Origin of the sequence: Allorhizobium pseudoryzae (assembly GCF_011046245.1) — a bacterium.
In the GTDB taxonomy this organism is placed as follows: Bacteria; Pseudomonadota; Alphaproteobacteria; order Rhizobiales; family Rhizobiaceae; genus Neorhizobium; species Neorhizobium pseudoryzae.
Genome location: NZ_CP049241.1, coordinates 1368820 through 1389967 on the forward strand (window position 1 = coordinate 1368820; position 21148 = coordinate 1389967).

Consider the following 21148-nt stretch of genomic DNA (forward strand, 5'->3'; position numbering starts at 1 on the left):
GGAGGCGCTGATGCGCACGTTTCTAGCATTTTCCCTGACTGCGCTTGCAGTCCTCGCGCAGCCGTTGATGGCAACCGCTGCGGACAAGAAGACGCTGACCGTCTACACCTATGAGAGCTTTGTGGCCGACTGGGGCCCGGGCCCGAAGGTCAAGGAAGCCTTCGAGAAGACCTGCGACTGCACGCTGAACTTCGTGGCGGTGGCCGATGGCGTGGCGCTTCTGACGCGGCTGAAGCTGGAAGGTGCGTCATCCGAGGCGGATGTGGCGCTTGGCCTGGATACCAACCTCATCCAGGAGGCCAAGGATACCGGGCTTTTCGCGCCGCATGGAATCGATACCAGTGCTGCGAAGGTGCCGGGCGGCTTCAAGGACGATGTCTTCGTGCCTTTCGACTATGGCCACTTTGCCGTGATCTACGACAGCGAGGCGATCAAGACACCGCCGACCAGCCTGAAGGATCTGGTGGAAGGCGATCCGTCCCAGAAGATCGTCATCCAGGACCCCCGCACCTCGACGCCCGGCCTTGGCCTGCTGTTGTGGGTGAAATCCGTCTACGGCGACAAGGCGCCGGAGGCCTGGGCCAAGCTCAAGACCCGTATCCTGACGGTCACACCCGGCTGGTCGGAAGCCTATGGTCTCTTCACCAAGGGCGAGGCGCCGATGGTGCTCTCCTATGTCACCTCGCCCGCCTATCACATGATGGAAGAGAAGACCGAGCGCTACAAGGCGGCGACATTCGCGGAAGGCCATTATATCCAGATCGAAGTGTCGGGCATGCTGAAGGCCACGACGAACAAGGCACTGGCTGAACAGTTCCTCGCCTTCACCCTCTCGCCGCAGTTCCAGACGATCATTCCGACGACCAATTGGATGATGCCGGCCGCCGCCACCGCCGATCCATTGCCGGAGGCTTTCGGCAAGCTGATCCAGCCGTCGAACACCTTCCTGATGAGCCCGGAAGAGGTGGCGAAGAACCGCCAGGCCTTTATCCGCGAATGGCTGTCGGCCATGAGCATGAACTGAGCGCTCCAGACCCGTCATGCTGACAAAGGCCGAACAGACGCGAGGACTTGCCGCAGGCGCGGCAAGCCTTCTGCTGATCGGGCTTTTCGTGACGCTGCCGACGATCGCCCTGCTAATAACGGCGCCGGACGGCCTGGGCCAGGCGCTGTTCGATGACTATACGCTGAGCATCCTGCGGTTCACGCTGCTGCAGGCGGTGCTGTCCACGCTTCTGTCGGTCGCCCTGGCGCTGCCGGTCGCTTTGTCGCTGGCCCGCCGCTCGCGTTTTCCAGGGCGGATCTGGATCATCCGGCTGATGGCGGTGCCAATGGGCTTGCCGGTGCTGATCGGCGCGCTCGGCCTTATCGGCATTTTCGGGCGCCAGGGTGTGCTGAACGATCTGCTCACCTCTGCCGGGCTGCAGAACCCAGTCAGCATCTATGGCCTCACCGGCATTCTGGTTGCGCATGTCTTCTTCAACCTGCCGCTCGCCGCGCGCCTGATGCTGGCGGGTCTCGAGCGCCTTCCGCCGGAAAGCTGGCGGCTTGCGGCCAGTCTCGGCATGTCCTCCTGGTCCGTCTTCCGCTTTGTCGAACGCCCGGCGCTGGCCACTGTCATCCCCGGCGCGGCGGGACTGATCTTCATGCTCTGTGCCACCAGTTTCACGCTGGTGCTCGTTCTCGGTGGAGGTCCGGCCGCCACCACGCTGGAGGTGGCGATCTACCAGTCGCTACGCTTCGATTTCGACCCGCCGCGGGCGGTGATGCTGGCGCTGCTGCAGATCGCCATCACCGCCGTTATCCTGCTCTGTCTCAGCCGGTTTGCGACAGCCGAGAACACCGGAGCCGGAGAGGGTCGTGCGCCAACGCGATATGACGGGCAGGGGCCGACAGCGCTCGCCTGGGATACGCTCGTCATCCTGCTCGCCACCCTCTTCCTGCTGCTGCCGCTCGCCTCCATCCTGGTGTCCGGCCTGCGGGCGGATCTCGGACGTCTGGTATCCATGCCGGCCTTCGGCCAGGCGGCGCTGACGAGCCTGGCGATCGCGCTCACCGCCAGCTTGCTGTCATTGCTGATGGCGATCGGCATCATCAAGGCCCGCTCCGCCATCGCCGGCAGAAGACCACGAGACCGAAGCCTCACCGCCTTTTCAGCCGGGCTGGCGGGCCTCTCCTCGCTCGTCCTTCTGGTTCCCCCGGTCGTACTTGGAACCGGCTGGTTTCTGCTGATCCGGTCCTTCGGCCCGGTCACACCCTTTGCGCCCCTCCTGATCGCTGCGATCAACGCGCTGATGGCCCTGCCCTTTGTCATGCGGGTGCTGGAGCCTGCAGTTGCCATACACCTCGCCCGCACGCAACGCCTCTCCGCCAGTCTCGGCATCACGGGTTGGCCGCGGCTGTGGCTGATCGACTGGCCGGGCCTGCGTCGTCCGCTGTTCATGGCGCTCTCCTTTGCCATGGCCCTGTCGCTCGGCGATCTCGGCGCCGTCGCCCTCTTCGGCTCCAATGAGCTGACCACCCTGCCCTGGCTGATCTACAGCCGGCTTGGCAGCTACCGCACCCATGATGCGGATGGCCTCGCCTTGATCCTCGGCGTGATCTGCCTGATCCTGACGGCACTCGGCACCGTCGGGCACAAGGAAAAGCAATGACGAACACGCCCGCGGTTGAACTGGACAAGGTGACCCTGAAACTCGGAACCCGTGCATTCGAGTTCGACTGCGCGTTTGCGGCAGGCAAGGTAACGGCGATCACCGGGCCGTCCGGGTCCGGCAAATCCACGCTGTTGAATCTCGTTGCCGGCTTCGAGACACCAGACAGTGGCAGGGTCTTGATGGAAGGCCGCGACATGACGGGCATTCACCCGGGCGAACGGCCGCTTTCGCTCGTCTTCCAGGACAACAACCTGTTTGCTCATCTCGATCTCTTCACCAATATCGGGCTTGGCCTGCACCCGGCGCTGAGGCTGACGGCAGACCAGAGGCAGGCGGTGTCGGGCGCGCTCTCCCGCGTCGGACTGGCCGGTTCCGAAAGGCGCAAACCGGGTACGCTCTCCGGCGGCGAACGACAGCGCGCCGCCTTTGCCCGCGCGCTGGTGCGCAAACGCGCCCTGCTCGCCCTCGACGAACCCTTCGCAGCCCTCGATCCGGCGCTGCGGCTCGCCATGGCCGACCTCTTGTCCGAGTTGCATCAGGAAACACAGAATACGATCCTGATTGTGACCCACGACATCGAGGAAGTGCGCCGCCTGGCCGATGAGGTGATCTTCATCGACAGCGGTAAAGTTCTTTTTCATGGCGAGAAGCGGTTCTTTCTGACACACAGTGACCACGCGGCGATCAGCAAATTTGTCTTGTCTTCATAAAGCGTAAACTGATCCGCCACATTTTGGACGTGTGACAATGGCATCCCGCACTGCGAAAGTGGGCGGGACGATTGTTTGCCGGAACTGCTGTTCTACTTTAGGAGTGAACAGGGCATAGGCGAGCCAGTGCAGCCATCCGCATGAACCAGACAGGAGACAGCGGCGGGAAGGCATTGGCCGCGCATTGCGCCGGATGGCGGGCTTGGAAGAATGACGGTTCCGAATGAACGGGCGAACATGACAGGACGCGGCGGTGAAGGCCGCAGCTTCGTGCGCCGGGCGCCAAGGCCCCGGTGGAACGTCCTGCGTGGTGTGGCCTCGCTTCTGGCAGCGGCGACCTTTCTCTCCAGCTGTCAATCGATCCTCGATCAGACTTATCAGGCGGACATCAAGCCCTCCTCCACGCCGCAGATCGTCGAGCAGGTGCAGAAGAACGATCCGCGTGCCCAGATGGGCGCAAGGGAACACCCGCGCATCGTCGCCAGTTACGGCGGCGAATATCATGATGCGAAGACGGAACGGCTGGTGGCCCGCATCACCGGGGCGCTCACGGCCGTCTCCGAAAATCCGAACCAGTCCTACCGCATCACGATCCTGAATTCGCCGGCGATCAACGCCTTCGCCCTGCCGGGTGGATATCTCTATGTCACGCGCGGTCTGCTGGCGCTCGCCAATGACGCCTCGGAAGTGGCGGCCGTGCTCAGCCACGAGATGGCGCATGTTACCGCCAACCACGGCATCGAGCGGCAGAAGCGCGAAGAGGCGGAGGTCATTGCCAGCCGCGTGGTGGCCGAAGTGCTCTCCAGCGATCTTGCCGGCAAGCAGGCCCTCGCCCGTGGCAAGCTGCGCCTCGCAGCCTTCTCGCGCCAGCAGGAACTGCAGGCGGATGTGATCGGCGTGCGCATGCTGGGGGAAGCCGGCTACGATCCCTATGCCGCGGCGCGCTTCCTGGATTCGATGGCCGCCTATGCGCGTTTTTCCTCCGTCGATCCGGACACCGACCAGAGTCTCGACTTCCTCTCCAGCCACCCGAATGCGCCGCAGCGCGTCGAACTGGCCCGCCAGCACGCCCGTGCCTTCGGCCAGGAGGGCACCGTGGGCGATCGTGGTCGCGACTATTACCTGACGGGCATCGACGGCCTTCTCTATGGCGACAGCCCGGAAGAAGGCTATGTCCGCAACCAGACCTTCATGCATGCCGGCCTCGGCATCCGATTCGACGTGCCGGACGGTTTTCGGATCGACAACAAGGTGGAAGCGGTGCTGGCAACGGGACCGGATGAGAGTGCCATTCGTTTCGATGGCGTGCAGGCACCCGATGACGCCAGCCTGACGAATTACCTGACGAGTGGCTGGGTGGCCGGTCTCCTGCCGGAAACGGTTCGCGAGACGACGGTGAATGGCATGCCGGCGGCAACGGCCCGCGCCTCTGCCGAGCGCTGGGAGTTCGATGTCACGGTTGTGCGGATGGACAAGCAGATCTTCCGGTTCCTGACCGCCGTGCCGAAGGGCAATACGACGCTCGAATCGACGGCGAACACCCTGCGAGCCAGCTTCCGCCGCATGACCCCGCAGGAGATCAGCCAGATCAAGCCCTTGCGTGTCCGCGTGGTCACCGTGGGCGCCAGCGACACGATCACCACACTCGCAGCGCGGATGATGGGGACCGAGCGCAAGCTCGACCTCTTCAAGCTGATCAACGCCCTTCCCGCCGGCGCCGTGGTGTCACCGGGTCAGCGGGTAAAAATCATCTCGGAATAAGACAAGCCCGCGGCGACAATCGCCGCCGGCCACTATATGGCCCTCCGCCGCCTCAGCAGGCGGCGGCCATTTGCGGATTGGTGGTGACGAGCGCGGACTTCAGCTTTTCAATCGCCCGGCTTTCGATCTGCCGGACGCGCTCCTTGGAGATGCCGAGTTCGGCCCCCAGCGCTTCCAGCGTCGCGCCGTCGTCTGTCAGGCGGCGGGCATGGATGATCTTCTTCTCGCGGTCATTGAGCTTGGTGAGAGCCCCCTGCAGCCATTTCAGCCGGCGTTCGCCGTCAATCAGCCCGGACACCTGTTCGTCCGGCAGCGGCTCGTTGCTCTCCAGCATGTCGAGCCGCTCGACACTGTCGGAATCGCCCGCAATCGACGGGGCCTGCAGCGAGGCATCATTGGCGGAGAGGCGTGCATCCATGGTCTGCACATCGGCGAGGCTGACACCGAGCGCGGTTGCGATTTCCTCATGGATGGCATGCGGGCTGACGGAACTGTCGCCGCGGGACAACTTGGCGCGCAGACGGCGCAGGTTGAAGAACAGCGCCTTCTGGGCCGAACTCGTACCGCCGCGCACGATCGACCAGTTGCGCAGAATATAGTCCTGCATCGACGCCCGGATCCACCAGCTGGCATAGGTCGAAAAACGGACGTCTCGGGCCGGCTCGAACCTTGCCGCGGCTTCCAGCAGCCCTACATACCCTTCCTGAACGAGGTCGCCCATGGGCAGTCCGAAACCGCGGAACTTGGAGGCCATGGCGATCACGAGCCGCATATGCGCCAGCGCGATCTGGTTGCGCGCATCCTGATCCTGATCGTCCTTCCAGCGCACGGCCAGGTCGCGCTCTTCCTCGCGCGCCAGATACGGTGCCGACATGGCGATCTTGATCATAGTGCGGTCTGCTGACATGGCGTTCATCGCGCTCTCCATGAGACTGTTTGACCCAACGAAACCGCTAGGCCGCAAGAAGAACACCGGCCCGTGAGGCAGGTCACAGGCGAAGCATCTCGCGGCATTGGTTTCGTTCCCCTGACGTTTTTGAAAGGGACATGAAGCGACCACATCCCCCGCTGTTTCGGCAGGTGAAGAGCGCTTTTCGCTTCAGCACTTTTCGCCGTACCGGCGGGTCAACGCACCGAAGAAGAAAAAGTTCCAATAAAAAACCCGGCCGAAGCCGGGTTCTTTGAGGGGAGAAGACGCTTTTCGCTTAAGCGGCTTCTTCGTGGGAATCGTCCTCGTCAACCACCTTGCTGCGCTTGGGACCCTTGGCAAGGTTGGTCTCCACCAGGCGCACGGCCTCGGTGTCGGACATCTTGTTGACAGCGGCAATTTCGCGCGCCATGCGATCGAGCGCCGCTTCATACAGCTGACGCTCGGAATAGGACTGCTCCGGCTGGTTCTCGGCCCGATACAGGTCGCGCACGACTTCTGCAATCGAGATCAGATCGCCGGAATTGATCTTGGCATCATATTCCTGCGCGCGGCGCGACCACATGGTGCGCTTCACGCGGGCCTTGCCCTGAACAACCTTCAGCGCGCGCTCGACGAAATCGGTTTCGGACAGCTTGCGCATGCCGATGCTGACGGCCTTGGCCACCGGCACCTTCAGACGCATCTTGTCTTTTTCAAAATCGATCACGAACAGTTCGAGCTTCATACCAGCCACTTCCTGTTCCTCAATCGCCGTGATAGTGCCTACACCGTGGGCCGGATACACGATCGATTCGCCGGTCTTGAAGCCGTGGCGTGCCGAAGATTTTTTCTGCTGGGTCGTCATTCGTTTAACAAACTCCCTGTTACGCACCCAGCCATCCGTAGGCTAGGGCCGGGTCAGTCAGGCCCGGATGAGACGGGGGAACCGTCGGGTGACTCCATACTGGTCCGACCAAACGCGCGCGAAAACAACCTCTCTCGCGATTAGCGACGACAAGATCCAAACACTGGCTTTGTCACGGAAACCGCGCGGGGTGATCAGTTGCTTTCGTGATGTTTTTGGGCACGCGAATGCCGCTTTGTGGAACAGTTCTTATCGTCTACCACAAATATGGGAAGAAATCAATGATTTGCTTTCGCAGATGCACCGACGCAACGGTCGCGTCAGTGCACAATCATTAAGCAGCCCTTAAAGAGACCGTGGTAAGGCGAATCAATCGCCCTTGCCCGGCTCCGGCGAAAAGTACTGTTCGTACTTGTTTTCGACGCCGTCCATTTCCTTGGCTTCCGGCAGCGCATCGCGCTTCACGGTAATGTTCGGCCAGATCTGCGCAAACTCGGAATTGACCTTCAGCCACTTGTCGAGGCCCGGCTCCGTATCAGGCTTGATCGCCTCGGCGGGACATTCGGGCTCGCATACGCCACAGTCGATGCACTCGTCCGGATGGATGACGAGGAAGTTCTCGCCTTCGTAGAAGCAGTCGACCGGGCAGACTTCAACGCAGTCGGTGTACTTGCAGCGGATACAATTGTCGGTCACGACATACGTCATGAGGCACTCCAGTGACGTCTCAGTTGGTCTGCATCGAAAACGGAGGACGGATGCCCTCCGGAGCGGGGCCGGACCACGGCGAAACCCAAGCTTTGCAGCGCGCACAGCGGATGGGCCCCGGCTTTTTCTGGTCCGTAATAGCTTTGCACCGGCATAGCAAGGATAAACAATCCCTCAAACAGCCGAGCAGGAGATCGTTGTGCTAAACGGGCGAAATACCGCTGGCTCGCAACGTCATTCCCGTTCGCGAACACGCCGCTGCGCCCGCTCGAACGCCGTCAGCCGCGGCTGGTCATCCGCCGAAAGATCCTCGTAGAGAAGCCGGGCTTCCTCGTAAGGTCCGCGCCGTGTCCCGCTGTCCCGAACGAGCAGCACGAGATCGCGGCTCTCAAGTTGCAGGTCCAGCCGGTCGCCGGGCTTGATCATGCGGCTCGGCTGCGTCACCGGCTCGCCGTTGACGCGCACCAGACCCGCCTCAACCAGATCCTGGGCGAGCGAGCGCGACTTGCACAGGCGCGAAAAGAAAAGCCACTTGTCGATGCGCTGACGCTGATCTCCAGGTGGCTTTTCCGTCATCTCACTTCTTCATCTGCTCCTTGAGAGCAGCGAGCTTGGCGAAGGGCGAATCCGGATCGATCGGCTTCTCCTTGCGGGGCGGTTTTGCCTCGAACCGGGCAGGCTGCGCCGATTTGTCGCGGTCCGGACGCGGCGGACGATCGCCGCGGTTGTCCGGGCGACGATCGCCCCGGTTGGGACGTCCGCCATCGCGTTGGCCATCCCTCTGGCCGTCGCGGTGACCACCGTCACGCTTGCCACCGTCCCGGTTGTTGCCGCCCTCACGCGGGCCGCGGGCGGCTTGGTCGGAACGATCACCACCACGGCGATTGCCGCCGCGGGCCTCGTCACCCTGACGATTGCCCTGGGCACGACGCTCGCCCTGCGGGCGCGCTCCACGCTGGTTCTCGCTGCGGCCGCCACCGGGACGCCACAGGAGAACCGGCTTCGGCTCTTCCGCCGTCTCGGGCTCTGCCACCGTCTCGGCAGTCTCCGCCGCAGGCGCGGTTTCGCTTGCCGGTGCCTCTGCCTCGGCAGTAGCCCCGTCCGGAGCAGCCGTTGCCTCCGCAGTCTCCTGCGGAGCCGGATCGGCATCGTCGTCTGCTGCCGGTTCGGCAGCGGCCTCGGCTGCATCGGCAGCCGGCGCGGCGGTCGCATCCTGGCTCGACAGATGCGCCTGGGCTTCCTCTGCCTTCACCTGGTCGGCGCGGTAACCAAGACCCTTGAGGATTTCCTCGATATCGTCCGGCGTTGCGCCCAGGATCGACAGCATGGCCGTCGTCGTGGTGAAGCGGCGACCGTCATAGGCGCCTTCCGGACGCGGCGAGGTGCCCGGCTTCCACTGCAGAAGCGGACGGATGAGATCGGCCAGACGCTCGAGGATATCGACGCGCACGGCACGCTTGCCGAGGAAGCGGAAGCCGGCGAGCTTGTAGAAGCTGCGCTCGAAGCTCGGGTCCGTCACCACGGACGTGCGGCCGGCGGCGAGCGCCGGGATCAGTTCGCCGTAACCGGGCTTGTCGAGACCGTCGTTCTTCAGCGCCCAGAGAAGCGTGATGAGTTCGGCCGGGGCCGGCTTCAGAAGCGCCGGCATGAAGATGTGGTAGGCGCCGAAGCGGACGCCGTAACGGCGCAGCGATGCGCGTGCATCCTGGTCCAGCGTCTTCACCTCGTCGGCCACGTCGCGACGGAAGAGAACGCCGAGATTTTCGACGATCTGGAAGGCCAGCCCCTTCGCCATGCCCTGCAGGTCTTCGGCGCGCGACAGATCGTCGAGCGGCTTCAGGACGGTTGCGATATGGTGGTTGAGGAAACGCTCGAGCCGTGCGGCGACATGATCGCGGGCATTGCCGGTCAACTGCTCGTCGGCCAGCAGGATCACGCGGGGATGCATGATGTGGTCTGCGGCAGCAAGCTTCGCAACCGGTTCGCCCAGCCAGCGCAGGGAACCATCCGAGCCGAGCGCCAGATCATTGTTGCCACAGGCGTAGAGGCGCGCGGCGCGCGCTTCGAATTCCAGTGCCAGCGCCTTCTGCGCAGCCCCCTGCACCGCCCGCGCATCCGGACCTTCGGCACCGGAGATGGGCGTGAACCGGAAACCGGCTAATTGACCAACGTGATGCCCTTCGACGAAGACATCCCCATTTACACTGATTTCAGCTTCCAGCATCGCATTCTCTCTCAGGCGCTTCATGAGCACAGATGTCCTGCGATCAACAAAGCGTTTCGTCAACCGTTCATGTAGTGCGTCGGACAACCTGTCTTCGATTTCCCGTGTCTTTTCTTGCCAGTGTGTCGGATGAGCCAACCAGCCGGGACGATTGGAGACATAGGTCCAGGTCCTGATCTGGGCAATCCGCGCAGACAGGGTGTCGATTTCGCCGTCCGTCCTGTCGGCCCGCTGCACCTGCTCGGCCATGAAATTTTCGTTCACGGTCCCGAATCGCACCAGATCAAAGAAAAGGGTCGAAATGAGGTCGGCATGCTGCGCGGGCGTGATCCGCCGGTAATCCGGCAGCGCGCAGGCCTCCCACAACCGCTCCACCCGCTCCGGCGTATTGGCAAGATCGGCCACTTCCGGATAGCGCGCGAGATAATCCAGCGCCTGGCTGTCGGTGGCCGGCAGCGCACGCGTGAGCCCCTGCACCTTAGGTGCGGCATCGAGGCTCTGGCGCAGATCGCGCAGCGAGGAATAATCGAGCGCCTTCGAGCGCCACTGCAGAACCTTCACCTGGTCGAACTGGTGGCTTTCGATCCGCTCGACGATTTCCTCATCGAAAGGCTGCACCTGGCCGGTCACGCCGAACGTGCCATCCTTCAGGTGACGACCGGCGCGACCGGCAATCTGGCCGAGTTCGCCGGGATTGAGATTGCGGAACTGGTAGCCGTCGAACTTGCGGTCCTGCGCGAAGGCCACATGGTCGACATCCAGGTTGAGGCCCATTCCGATGGCGTCGGTCGCCACCAGATATTCCACATCGCCTTCCTGGTAGAGCCCGACCTGCGCATTGCGCGTGCGGGGGCTGAGCGCGCCGAGCACGACGGCGGCGCCGCCGCGCTGGCGGCGGATCAGTTCCGCGATCGCATAGACCTCGTCTGCGGAAAAGGCGACGATGGCGGTGCGCTGCGGCAGCCGGGTGATCTTTTTCTGGCCTGCGTAAAAGAGCGTGGAGAGGCGCGGTCGCTCCACCACCGTGATGCCCGGCAGCAGGCGCTCCAGGATCGGCCGCATGGTGCCGGCCCCGAGCAGCAGGGTCTCCTCCCGCCCGCGCAGATGCAGGATACGATCGGTGAAGATGTGACCGCGCTCGAGATCACCGGCAAGCTGCACCTCGTCGATGGCCACGAAAGCCGCCTTCGTTTCGCGCGGCATGGCTTCGACGGTACAGACGGAAAAACGGGCATTCGGCGGAGTGATCTTTTCTTCGCCGGTCACCAGGGCGACATGTGACACGCCGACCTTCTCGACAAGCCGTGTATAGACTTCGCGCGCCAGCAGCCTGAGCGGAAGACCGATGACGCCAGAGCCGTGCGCAACCATGCGCTCGATGGCATAATGGGTCTTGCCGGTATTGGTGGGTCCGAGGACCGCGGTTACACCGCGACCACTCAAGATCATGGGCTGGGAATTCAAAGCCGGTATCCGCACATCCTGTCGGGCAGGTGCCGTCCGCAACCGCCATGCGCACACACATGGCGTCCCTGCACGCGAATGGCAAGCCGTTCCTGCGGGCAAATCCGTCGGCCGTTGAAAAAACAGCACTTATCCCGCGAGCCCCGTCCTGCCGGAAGCGCAAGAACAGGGTGAGAACGAATCGCTGACGTCAGGGGATTCAGCTTTTGTTCAGGTCCAGATGTAGAAGATCAGAAGAGGGCCGACACCCGATGAAGAAATGAGCGACGAGCCGTGTCTTCGTCAGATAATCGGCAGAAGATTGTTGAGCCATTGTTCGAAAAAGGAGGAGTCAAGCGGCGTTTCATCTTCAGGACCGTGACCGCATCATCTCACAAGGTGTGAAGCGGTTCGGCGGGCAAGAGGGAGGCGGCCATCAGCCGATTGGGGGGTGCGGAACCAAAACCCGGATCCAGCGTTTTCGCGGCACAGAAATCGCCTCGGAGACAAAAACAATGCTGGGCACCATCCTCCTGATCATCCTGATCTTGGCTTTGATCGGCGCTTTGCCGAGCTGGGGACACAGCCGCAATTGGGGATATGGGCCATCGGGAGGTCTCGGCCTCGTCGTGTTGATATTGATCATTCTGCTTCTGATGGGCAGGATTTAACTTGCGAATATTCGCACATCCAAGGGAAGGAAGTCGGACATGAAGAAGATTTTTGCGGCTGCGGCCATGGTTGCCATGCTCGCCTCGTGCACCACCACGGAACGTGGCACGGCCATCGGCGCCGGCACCGGCGCCGTTATCGGCGGTGCCGTGACCAATAGCTGGGGTGGCGCGGCTGTCGGCGCCGTCGCCGGTGGCCTGGTCGGCGCCGCGATCGGCGAATCCCAGAAGAACCCCGGCTACTGCGTCTATCGCGACCGTTATGGCCGCACCTACGAGGCCCGCTGCCGCTAAGGCTGAAGCGAACGCCTGGAACTATCATGCTGTGCCGGCGCCTTACCGCGCCGGCATTTTCATGCTTGCTGGGCAGGTGCCCTCCGGCTGAGACTGCATCCTGCAATCACACACAAAAAAGCGCCGAGGCGCGAGCCTCGACGCTGTTTAAGGACGTATCAGCTGGATCAGGCGAAATACTGCCCGCCATTGGCCGAAATCGTTGAACCGGTGATGTAGCCTGCATCATCCGACGCCAGGAAAACGACGCAACGGGCAATTTCTTCCGGCTGCCCCAGTCGACCGACCGGGATCTGCGGCAGGATCCGCTCGTTCATTACCTTTTCCGGAACCGCCATGACCATTTCGGTCGCGATATAACCGGGGCAGATCGCGTTCACGGTGATGTTCTTGGCAGCTCCCTCCTGCGCCAGCGCCTTGGTGAAACCGATATCACCGGCCTTTGCCGCAGAGTAGTTCGCCTGCCCCATCTGCCCCTTCTGGCCGTTGATGGAGGAGATGTTGATGATCCGGCCGAAGGAGCGGTCCCGCATCCCGTTCCAGACAGGATGCGTCATGTTGAAGAGGCCGGTCAGGTTGGTGTTGATCACCTCGTTCCACTGCATCGGCGTCATCTTGTGGAACATCGCATCGCGCGTGATGCCGGCATTGTTGACCAGAACGCCAATCGGGCCAACCTCCGCCTCGACTTTCGCGATGCCTTCGGCACAGGCCTCATAGGAGGACACGTCCCATTTGAAGACGGCAATGCCCGTCTCCTCCTGGAAAGCACGAGCACGCTCGTCATTGCCGGCATAATTCGCCGCCACCGTATACCCGGCGGATTTCAGCGCGATCGAAATGGCCGCGCCAATGCCGCGCGTACCGCCGGAAACCAATGCCACTCTCGTCATGCTGACTTCCCCCCTTTGGACAGAGAACCGACCGGTCCTTCTCCTGGGACCGGCTGAAGGCCTAAACTACCGATGATGCAATGATCACATGGCCTCGACGCACATGGCGACACCCATGCCGCCGCCGATGCAAAGCGTGGCAAGACCCTTCTTCGCGCCGCGCCGCTTCATCTCGAACACGAGCGTGTTGAGAACGCGCGCACCGGACGCACCGATCGGGTGACCGATGGCAATGGCACCGCCGTTGACGTTGACGATCGACGGATCCCAGCCCATGTCCTTGTTGACGGCGCAAGCCTGGGCGGCAAAGGCCTCGTTGGCTTCGACGAGATCCAGATCGCCGACCGACCAGCCGGCTTTTTCGAGCGCCTTGCGCGAGGCCGGGATCGGGCCTGTGCCCATGATCTGCGGATCGACGCCGGCCGTTGCCCAGGACACGATGCGCACCAGAGGCGTGATGCCGCGGCGAACCGCTTCCGCTTCCGTCATCAGGACAGCGGCAGCCGCACCGTCATTGATGCCCGACGCGTTTCCGGCCGTGACCGTGCCTTCCTTGTCGAAGGCGGGGCGCAGCTTGGTCATGCTGTCCAGCGTGGCGCCGGCACGGATATATTCGTCCGCATCCACCGTGACGTCGCCCTTGCGGCCCTTGATGATGAAGGGAATGATTTCGTCCTTGAAGCGACCGGCCACCTGGGCGGCTTCCGCCTTGTTCTGCGAAGCAACCGCAAATTGATCCTGCTCGTCACGCGAAAGCTGCCACTGACGTGCGATGTTCTCCGCCGTGATGCCCATGTGATAACCGTAGAAGGCATCGGTCAGGCCATCCTTGATCATCGTGTCGAGCATCTTCATGTCACCCATCTTGGTGCCGTTGCGAAGATGGGCACAATGCGGCGCCATGGACATGGATTCCTGGCCACCGGCGACGATGATCTTGGCATCGCCAAGCGCAATCTGCTGCATGCCGAGGGCCACGGCGCGCAGGCCCGAACCGCAGAGCTGGTTGATGCCCCAGGCGGTCGCTTCCTTCGGCGCGCCGGCCTTCATGGCGGCCTGGCGTGCGGGGTTCTGCCCCTCGCCGGCCGGCAGGACCTGGCCGAGAATGACTTCATCCACTTCGCCGGTATCGACGCCGGCGCGTTCCAGTGCGCCCTTGATGGCGGCGGCTCCCAGTTCATGGGCCGCCACGTTGGCAAAGGCCCCGTTGAACGAACCTACGGCCGTGCGAGCGGCGGAGGCAATGACGATCGAAGGCTGGCTCATGAATGTCTCCTCAATATCCCTAGTTGTTGATGCGGAGACTGGCAAAGCTTTGGCCGCAAGTCAAAGGGGGCGAAAGGATGAATTTGCTGTGATTTGTTAAGTTTGCTGTTTTGGCCCCGGCACAGGACGCAGCTTCCGCATTGCACAAATCGATTGTCAGTTCCGTTTGTTTAAGCGTAAGGTTGGGTAGGGAGAGAAATACCAGCACAACCATATTGACGGGATTAGGAGGCAATGATGGCGAAGACGGATGGTGAGGTTGTCATTAAAAAATATGCCAACCGCCGCCTCTACAATACAGGCACCAGCACCTATGTGACGCTGGAAGACCTGGCGCAGATGGTCAAGAAGGGCGAGGACTTTGTGGTGCAGGACGCCAAGAGCGGCGACGACATCACCCATTCGGTTCTGACGCAGATCATCTTCGAGCAGGAATCGAAAACCGGAAACACCCTGTTGCCGATTTCCTTCCTCAGACAGCTGATCACCTATTACGGCGACCAGATGCAGATGGTGGTGCCGACCTTCCTCGAGCATTCGATGAAGAACTTCGCCGATCAGCAGGCCCAGATGCGCGAGCAGATGACGCGCGCCTTCGGCGAAACGCCGCTGACCAAGAACCTGCAGATGCCGATGCAACTCATGGAAGAGCAGGTCCGGCGCAACACGGACATGTTCCGGCAGGCGATGCAGATGTTTTCACCGTTTGGCGCCACAGGTCAGCAGCCGGCGACGGAGGTGCGCAAGGCTCCCGATTCCAAGGATCTCGACGAACTGAAGGAACAGCTGCGCGCGCTTCAGACACGGCTGGACAGCCTCGGCTCGTAAGCCCGCCACATTCGCCATTGAACGCATTGAAGGGTCGCGCAAGCGGCCCTTTTTCGTTCCGGCCGACAACACAGGAAGAGCCCGACAGACGCGGAAAAATCCGGGCAACAAAAAAGGCCGGTCGCAGTGCCGGCCTTCCTCATGCAACAATCCGGTGAAGGATTATGCGCTTTCCTTCGGCGTCAGAACCTGGCGACCGCGATACATGCCCGTCTTCAGGTCGATGTGGTGCGGACGGCGCAGTTCGCCGGAGTTCTTGTCTTCGACATAGGTCGGGGTCTTCAGCGCGTCAGCGGAGCGGCGCATACCGCGCTTCGACGGGCTCACTTTTCTCTTCGGTACTGCCATTCTCGTTACTCCAAATAGGCGTGCAAAGCGAAATCCGCGGTCGGCTTCGACCGTACAGGACCTTGCCTCGATCTCGGAAATTGCCGCGGCTTATACATGGCAAGAGCGGGCTTGACCAGTCCCCATGCGGATTTTTTGGAGCACGGGGCGAATCAGGCTTCATCTGCCGGAACGATCCAGCTTTCCTGAAGTGCCGCCGCCTTCCATTCGACCCACGCCGGATGAGACTGCACCGCCTTCATATAGGTCAGGGTCTCCTCGTCAAGGTCGAAATCATAGACGTCGAGGCGGTTGACCACCGGCGCATACATGGCATCGGCGGCCGAAAAGGCTCCGAACAGGAAGGGCCCACCGGAGCGCTGGCGCATGGTGCGCCAGATCTCGGTGATCCGTGCCACATCCGCCATCACGTCGGCGCCCGTCTCGATCCGCCGCTTCTCGCGCCGCATGTTCATCGGGCAGACATTGCGCAGCGCCCGGAAGCCGGACAGCATCTCCATGGAAATCGACCGTGCCATGGCGCGGTCGGCCGGGTCATAGGGCCAGATGCCCGCATCCGGGTAGAGTTCGGCCACGTACTCGATGATGGAAAGCGATTCCCACACCTGCAGGCTGCCGTGATGCAGCACCGGAACCTTGCCGGTCGGCGAGATCTCCCGGAATTTCGGGTTGCTGGCATCATCATTGAAGGGGATCAGCACCTCTTCGAAGTCGATCCCCGCCGCCTTCAGGGCGATCCATGGCCGAAACGACCAGGAGGAATAATTCTTGTTGGCGATATAAAGGACAAGCCCATCCATTCGTCATCTCCCGCTGACTGCCAGAGGTGGACGTTAGCGATCCTTTGATCGTTCCACCAACGACAAAAGCTGACATCAGTCATAAAGGCATTTGATGTACTCGCCGGAGCCCCGTGCCCGGCGTTCCACGACGGATGCCAGACGCTGTAGGCCGCGCCCGGGTTTGCTGGCAACGCGTGTATAGGGATTGGGCAGCGAGACGGCGAGCAGTGCCGCCTGCCGACGGCTGAGCTTGGCGGCAGAAATCTTGAAATGGTGATGCGCGGCCGCCTCGATCCCGTAGATACTGGGTCCCCACTCGGCGACATTCAGGTAAAGCTCCATCATCCGCCGTTTAGACCAGACGAGATCCGCCCAGAGCGCCAGCGGAATTTCCAGCAGCTTGCGCACGAAGGAGCGGCTGTTCCAGAGGAACAGGTTCTTCACCGTCTGCATCGGGATCGTGCTGGCGCCGCGCGTTGCTTCGCCATCGAGTGCATCCTGCACCACGCCGCGCATCTGCACCCAGTCCACGCCGCCGTGAAAGCAGAACTGTCCATCCTCCGACATCATCACCGACTGAACCAGCACCGGCGCCATCTCATCGAGCGAGACCCAGCGTCGGTCATAGCCCTTCAACGTCGCAAGATCGGCCACCATCAGGGTGGAAACGGGATGGATGAACGGCAGGGCGTAGATGAGCACCAGCGCATAGGGCAGGACCAGAAGGCCGCCGAGCACGAGGACGGCGCGTTTCAGAATAGCGGAGATGGATGTGCTGCGCCCCGATCTCGGCAAGGGCTCCTCCTCTACGGGCTGCCGCTCGGGTGTATCGTCCAAATGTCCCACTCGTTTTCGTCACTCCCTGCCGGATATAACCGCAGGTGCCCGTGAAAGCCAGTCTGACCGCCTTCAAACACGGGCTTTCCACCAAATCTCCGTTGCCAGAAGGCCGCCCGCCGTGCCAAGGAACCGACATGATGACGAGCGATCCGACTTCCTTCGAGACCCATCTGCGCGACAGCGCGGCCCGCACGCAACAGCTGATTTCGACCCTTCTGGGGGACAGCGCGCTGGAAGACGAGATCGCGCGGCCCGCGCACCTGCTGGCTGCCATGCGCTACGGCACGCTGAACGGCGGCAAGCGGCTGAGACCTTTTCTGCTGCAGGAAAGCACCGCCCTCTTTGATGGCTCGGCCTCCGCTGCCGCGCGCATCGGTGCAGCACTCGAATGTCTGCACAGCTATTCCCTCATCCATGACGATCTTCCCGCCATGGACGACGACGACCTGCGCCGCGGCAAGCCGACGGTGCACAAGGCCTTCGACGAGGCCACCGCCATTCTCGCCGGCGACAGCCTGCTGACCTATGCCTTCGACATTATCGGCGCGCCGGAAACCGATCTTGCCGCCGACCGGAAGGTACAGGTGATGCTGGCGCTCGCCCGCGCCGCCGGCCTTGGCGGAATGGCCGGCGGCCAGGCGCTCGATCTGGCTGCAGAAACGACCGTACCCGACGAACAAGGCATCGTGACGCTGCAGGCGATGAAGACCGGCGCGCTGCTGCGGTTTGCCTGCGAGATGGGACCCGTCATCGCCGGCGCCTCCGCCGAGGACCGGACGCGCCTGCGTCGCTTCGGCGAAATCATCGGCCTTGCCTTCCAGATCGCCGACGACGTGCTGGACATTACCTCGGATGCCGAGACCATGGGCAAGGCGACCGGCAAGGATGCCGGACGCGGCAAGGCAACACTGGTCGGCCTGCACGGGCTCGACTGGGCAGAACAGCGCCTCGACCAGCTTGTGTCAGAGGCTGTCGCCACCCTCTCCCCCTATGGCGACAAGGCCGCCATGCTGATCGCCACCGCCCGCTACGTCGCCAACCGGACACATTGACGCCTGGTCGCGAAGGGTGAAGTGACCATCCATCACGGAAAGTGCGCCACGCCATCAATTCTCTTCGCGTGAAAGCGGGAGCATTCGCGCCTATGCTCGCCGCACACTCGAAACCATGAGATCCCCATGTCCGAATTGATGCAGAACCTGCCGCAGGTTGCCGCCGCCTACATGCTCTATCTGGTGGCCGTGATCAGCCCCGGTCCGGCGATCATCGCCATCATATCCACCTCGCTCAACCAAGGGCGCCAGCGCGGCCTGACGATTGCGCTCGGCATCTTTGCCGGCTCGTTCACCTGGGCGATGGCTGCAGCGCTCGGCATGGCGGCCCTGTTGACCCGCTATGCGGAAGTCCTGAACGTGCTGAAGATCGTCGGCGGATTTTACCTGCTCTACCTCGCCTACAAGGCCTCCCGTGGCGCCCTGCGTCCAACGGTGCGGGGAGACCTGCCGACCATCGCAGTGGAAACAAGCATCCGACGCACCTTCCTGACCGGTTATGCCATCCACCTGACCAACCCGAAGGCCGTCTTCGCCTGGGTGGCGATCATCTCGCTCGGCCTGCCGGCCGGCGCCTCGGGCAGTGCCGTCGCGCTGATCGTCGGCGGTTGCCTGGCAACCGGCCTCACGATCTTTATCGGATACGCATTGCTGTTTTCGACGAAACGCGCTGCCCGCCTCTACCAGAGCGCCCGGCGCCCGCTCGATGCGCTGATGGCCGCGATGTTCGGCGCCGCCGGCGTGAAGATGATCAGCAGCGCGTTTTAATATCAGGCCAAACGACAAAGGCGCCGCGGATGCGACGCCTTTGTGTTGACTTGAGCAATGTCACGATCAGTTCGTCGTGATCGGCGCGATCGCCACTTCGACGCGGCGGTTCTGTGCCCGTCCGTCCGGCGTGGCGTTCGACGCGATCGGCTGCGAGGCGCCGAAACCGAGCGTCGACATGCGGCGCTGATCGACCCCGCGCGTGGCGAGGTAATTGGCAACCGACGCGGCGCGACGTTCCGAAAGGCCCTGGTTGTGGGCGGCGCTGCCGGTCGAATCCGTATGGCCGTTGACATCCACCAGAGTGCGGTTGAACTTGTTCAGCACCAGTGCGACCGAGTTCAGCGTCGCGTAGAAGCCCGGCAGGACCTGGTCCTGATCAGTCGGGAAGGTGATGTTCGACGGCATGTTGAGGATAATGCGGTCGCCGACACGGGTCACGGAAACCCCGGTGCCCTGCAGCTGCGCGCGCAGCTCGGATTCCTGCTGGTCCATATAGTTGCCGATCGCGCCACCGGCAAGCGCACCGACGCCGGCGCCGATCAGCGCAGCATTGCGGCGACCGACAGGCGAATTGCCGATGGCAAGACCCGCCAGCGCACCAAGGCCGGCACCGATCGCAGCCCCGCCAGCGGTGTTCGACACCTTCTGCTGGCCGGTATAGGGATCAGTCGTGGTGCAGGCAGACAGATAGGTCGCGCACATGGCGACAATCGCGATTTTTTTCAGCATGGAATCATCATCCCCGTCATTTCGCTCGCCGTTCCTTTATCATGAATTGCGGCAATAGCGAGGTGGTCGAGAGCGACAGTGATTACTCCGCAGCCGTTCTCTGGCCGAAGCGCTTTTCAATGTAGTCGGCGACCAGCGCCTCGAAATCGGCGGCGATGTTGGGGCCACGCAGCGTCAGCGCCTTCTGTCCGTCGATGAAGACGGGGGCTGCCGGCGTCTCACCCGTGCCGGGCAGCGAAATGCCGATATCGGCATGCTTGCTTTCACCCGGACCATTGACGATGCAGCCCATCACCGCGACGTTCAGCGCTTCGACGCCCGGATATTTTTCGCGCCAGACCGGCATGTTCTTGCGGATGTCCTCCTGAATGCGCTGAGCGAGTTCCTGGAAGACGGTCGAGGTGGTGCGCCCGCAGCCGGGGCAGGCGGCCACGACGGGGATGAACTGGCGGAAGCCCATCACCTGCAGCAGTTCCTGCGCCACCTGAACCTCGCGGGTGCGGTCACCGTTCGGCTCGGGGGTCAGCGAGACGCGGATCGTATCGCCAATTCCCTGTTGCAACACGTAACCCATGGCTGCCGAGGAGGCGACGATGCCCTTCGAGCCCATGCCGGCCTCGGTGAGGCCGAGGTGCAACGCGTGGTCGGAGCGTTCCGCCAGCATGCCATAGACGGCGATCAGGTCCTGCACTTGGCTCACCTTGGCCGACAGGATGATCCGGTTGCGCGGCAGGCCGATCTCTTCCGCCAGTTCCGCAGACAGCAGCGCGGACTGACAGATCGCCTCGTGCATGACCTGGCGGGCCGAGAGCGGCGAACCGTTCGTCTGGTTCTCGTCCATCAGCCGGGTTAACAATTCCTGGTCCAGCGAGCCCCAGTTGACGCCGATGCGCACCGGCTTGTCGTAGCGGATCGCCATCTCGATGATATCGGCGAACTGCTTGTCCTTCTTGTCCTTGAAGCCGACATTGCCGGGATTGATGCGATACTTAGCCAGCGCCTCGGCACAGGCCGGATGATCGGCGAGCAGCTTGTGGCCAATATAATGAAAGTCGCCGACGAGCGGCACATCCATGCCGAGCCGCAGCAACCGCTCGCGGATTTTCGGCACAGCGGCAGCGCTCTCGTCGCGATCGACCGTGATGCGGACGATCTCGGAGCCCGACTGGAACAGCGCCGCCACCTGGGCCACCGTCGCATCCACATCCGCCGTATCGGTGTTCGTCATCGACTGGACGACGACCGGCGCGCCGCCCCCGACAATCACGCCGCCCACATCAACGGCAACCGAGGCACGGCGTGGCTTGGGATTATAATCGGCAGGCATGGAAACTCTCGCGACTGTGGGAGAAAGTGCCCTTCAGGTGGATCAAGCAGGGTGCCTTGTCAACACCTG

Annotated in this window: 21 protein-coding genes; 9 read left to right on the forward strand and 12 right to left on the reverse strand. The window is 62.6% G+C overall.

The window, feature by feature from the left end; genetic code table 11:
• Nucleotides 1-10 precede the first annotated feature (10 nt).
• From thiB to G6N78_RS06810, 4 genes are all read left to right on the forward strand, one after another.
• Nucleotides 11-1024, forward strand: coding sequence for a thiamine ABC transporter substrate binding subunit (thiB, locus tag G6N78_RS06795; RefSeq protein ID WP_165216842.1), 1014 nt, complete (start codon nucleotides 11-13; stop codon nucleotides 1022-1024).
• A gap of 16 nt (nucleotides 1025-1040) precedes the next feature.
• Entirely contained in the window at nucleotides 1041-2654 is a 1614-nt protein-coding gene (gene thiP, locus G6N78_RS06800; protein WP_165216844.1) for a thiamine/thiamine pyrophosphate ABC transporter permease, read from the forward strand.
• Nucleotides 2651-3367, forward strand: coding sequence for a thiamine ABC transporter ATP-binding protein (locus G6N78_RS06805; RefSeq protein WP_165216853.1), 717 nt, complete (start codon nucleotides 2651-2653; stop codon nucleotides 3365-3367). The genes thiP and G6N78_RS06805 overlap by 4 nt, the downstream gene beginning before the upstream one ends.
• Before the next feature lie 210 nt (nucleotides 3368-3577).
• Entirely contained in the window at nucleotides 3578-5128 is a 1551-nt protein-coding gene (locus G6N78_RS06810) for a M48 family metalloprotease (protein WP_234905895.1), read from the forward strand.
• A gap of 52 nt (nucleotides 5129-5180) precedes the next feature.
• Here the strand turns inward: G6N78_RS06810 and G6N78_RS06815 are convergent, their stop codons facing one another.
• The 5 genes from G6N78_RS06815 to G6N78_RS06835 form a co-directional block, all read right to left on the reverse strand.
• On the reverse strand, nucleotides 5181-6044 hold the full coding sequence (locus G6N78_RS06815) for an RNA polymerase factor sigma-32 (RefSeq protein WP_165216855.1): 864 nt from the start codon (nucleotides 6042-6044) through the stop codon (nucleotides 5181-5183).
• A gap of 289 nt (nucleotides 6045-6333) precedes the next feature.
• Nucleotides 6334-6903: a CarD family transcriptional regulator gene (locus G6N78_RS06820; protein ID WP_165216857.1), complete on the reverse strand. Its 570-nt coding sequence runs from the start codon at nucleotides 6901-6903 to the stop codon at nucleotides 6334-6336.
• A 369-nt stretch (nucleotides 6904-7272) separates the two neighbouring features.
• On the reverse strand, nucleotides 7273-7611 hold the full coding sequence (gene fdxA, locus G6N78_RS06825) for a ferredoxin FdxA (RefSeq protein ID WP_165216859.1): 339 nt from the start codon (nucleotides 7609-7611) through the stop codon (nucleotides 7273-7275).
• Nucleotides 7612-7845: 234 nt separating this feature from the next.
• Nucleotides 7846-8187 (reverse strand): RNA-binding S4 domain-containing protein, encoded by a 342-nt coding sequence (locus G6N78_RS06830; RefSeq protein WP_165216861.1) that lies wholly within the window; start codon nucleotides 8185-8187, stop codon nucleotides 7846-7848.
• A gap of 1 nt (nucleotide 8188) precedes the next feature.
• A complete protein-coding gene (locus G6N78_RS06835) occupies nucleotides 8189-11284 on the reverse strand; it encodes a helicase-related protein (protein WP_165221385.1) in 3096 nt (1031 codons plus the stop codon).
• Nucleotides 11285-11793: 509 nt separating this feature from the next.
• Here G6N78_RS06835 and G6N78_RS06840 point away from each other — a divergent pair.
• Both G6N78_RS06840 and G6N78_RS06845 read left to right on the forward strand, forming a co-directional pair.
• Nucleotides 11794-11949, forward strand: a complete 156-nt coding sequence (locus tag G6N78_RS06840; protein WP_165216863.1) for a DUF3309 family protein — start codon at nucleotides 11794-11796, stop codon at nucleotides 11947-11949.
• A 39-nt stretch (nucleotides 11950-11988) separates the two neighbouring features.
• Nucleotides 11989-12243 (forward strand): YMGG-like glycine zipper-containing protein, encoded by a 255-nt coding sequence (locus G6N78_RS06845; protein ID WP_165216865.1) that lies wholly within the window; start codon nucleotides 11989-11991, stop codon nucleotides 12241-12243.
• A gap of 167 nt (nucleotides 12244-12410) precedes the next feature.
• Here G6N78_RS06845 and G6N78_RS06850 read toward each other — a convergent pair whose 3' ends face one another.
• Entirely contained in the window at nucleotides 12411-13136 is a 726-nt protein-coding gene (locus tag G6N78_RS06850; protein ID WP_165216867.1) for a beta-ketoacyl-ACP reductase, read from the reverse strand.
• 84 nt (nucleotides 13137-13220) lie between these two features.
• Entirely contained in the window at nucleotides 13221-14402 is a 1182-nt protein-coding gene (locus G6N78_RS06855; RefSeq protein WP_165216869.1) for an acetyl-CoA C-acetyltransferase, read from the reverse strand.
• Between the two features lie 237 nt (nucleotides 14403-14639).
• On the opposite strand from G6N78_RS06855, the gene phaR reads away from it, so the two are divergent.
• Complete coding sequence (phaR, locus tag G6N78_RS06860) at nucleotides 14640-15230, forward strand: polyhydroxyalkanoate synthesis repressor PhaR (protein WP_165216871.1); 591 nt, start codon at nucleotides 14640-14642, stop codon at nucleotides 15228-15230.
• Between the two features lie 162 nt (nucleotides 15231-15392).
• Here the strand turns inward: phaR and rpmF are convergent, their stop codons facing one another.
• The 3 genes from rpmF to G6N78_RS06875 all read right to left on the reverse strand — a co-directional run bounded on the left by rpmF (nucleotide 15393) and on the right by G6N78_RS06875 (nucleotide 17197).
• Nucleotides 15393-15578 (reverse strand): 50S ribosomal protein L32, encoded by a 186-nt coding sequence (gene rpmF / locus G6N78_RS06865; protein ID WP_092999643.1) that lies wholly within the window; start codon nucleotides 15576-15578, stop codon nucleotides 15393-15395.
• 152 nt (nucleotides 15579-15730) lie between these two features.
• Nucleotides 15731-16378, reverse strand: coding sequence for a glutathione S-transferase family protein (locus G6N78_RS06870; RefSeq protein WP_165216873.1), 648 nt, complete (start codon nucleotides 16376-16378; stop codon nucleotides 15731-15733).
• Nucleotides 16379-16453: 75 nt separating this feature from the next.
• Nucleotides 16454-17197, reverse strand: a complete 744-nt coding sequence (locus tag G6N78_RS06875; RefSeq protein ID WP_370691491.1) for a biosynthetic peptidoglycan transglycosylase — start codon at nucleotides 17195-17197, stop codon at nucleotides 16454-16456.
• Between the two features lie 140 nt (nucleotides 17198-17337).
• Here G6N78_RS06875 and G6N78_RS06880 point away from each other — a divergent pair, with 140 nt between their 5' ends.
• Complete coding sequence (locus G6N78_RS06880) at nucleotides 17338-18252, forward strand: polyprenyl synthetase family protein (protein WP_165221391.1); 915 nt, start codon at nucleotides 17338-17340, stop codon at nucleotides 18250-18252.
• Nucleotides 18253-18378: 126 nt separating this feature from the next.
• A complete protein-coding gene (locus tag G6N78_RS06885; protein WP_165216875.1) occupies nucleotides 18379-19020 on the forward strand; it encodes a LysE family translocator in 642 nt (213 codons plus the stop codon).
• 66 nt (nucleotides 19021-19086) lie between these two features.
• Here G6N78_RS06885 and G6N78_RS06890 read toward each other — a convergent pair whose 3' ends face one another.
• Nucleotides 19087-19752, reverse strand: coding sequence for a YiaD family glycine zipper/OmpA-like lipoprotein (locus G6N78_RS06890; RefSeq protein ID WP_165216876.1), 666 nt, complete (start codon nucleotides 19750-19752; stop codon nucleotides 19087-19089).
• Nucleotides 19753-19834: 82 nt separating this feature from the next.
• The gene (gene ispG, locus G6N78_RS06895; protein ID WP_165216878.1) at nucleotides 19835-21079 is read right to left on the reverse strand and encodes a flavodoxin-dependent (E)-4-hydroxy-3-methylbut-2-enyl-diphosphate synthase; all 1245 of its coding nucleotides are present in this window, start codon (nucleotides 21077-21079) and stop codon (nucleotides 19835-19837) included.
• Nucleotides 21080-21148: the final 69 nt, after the last annotated feature.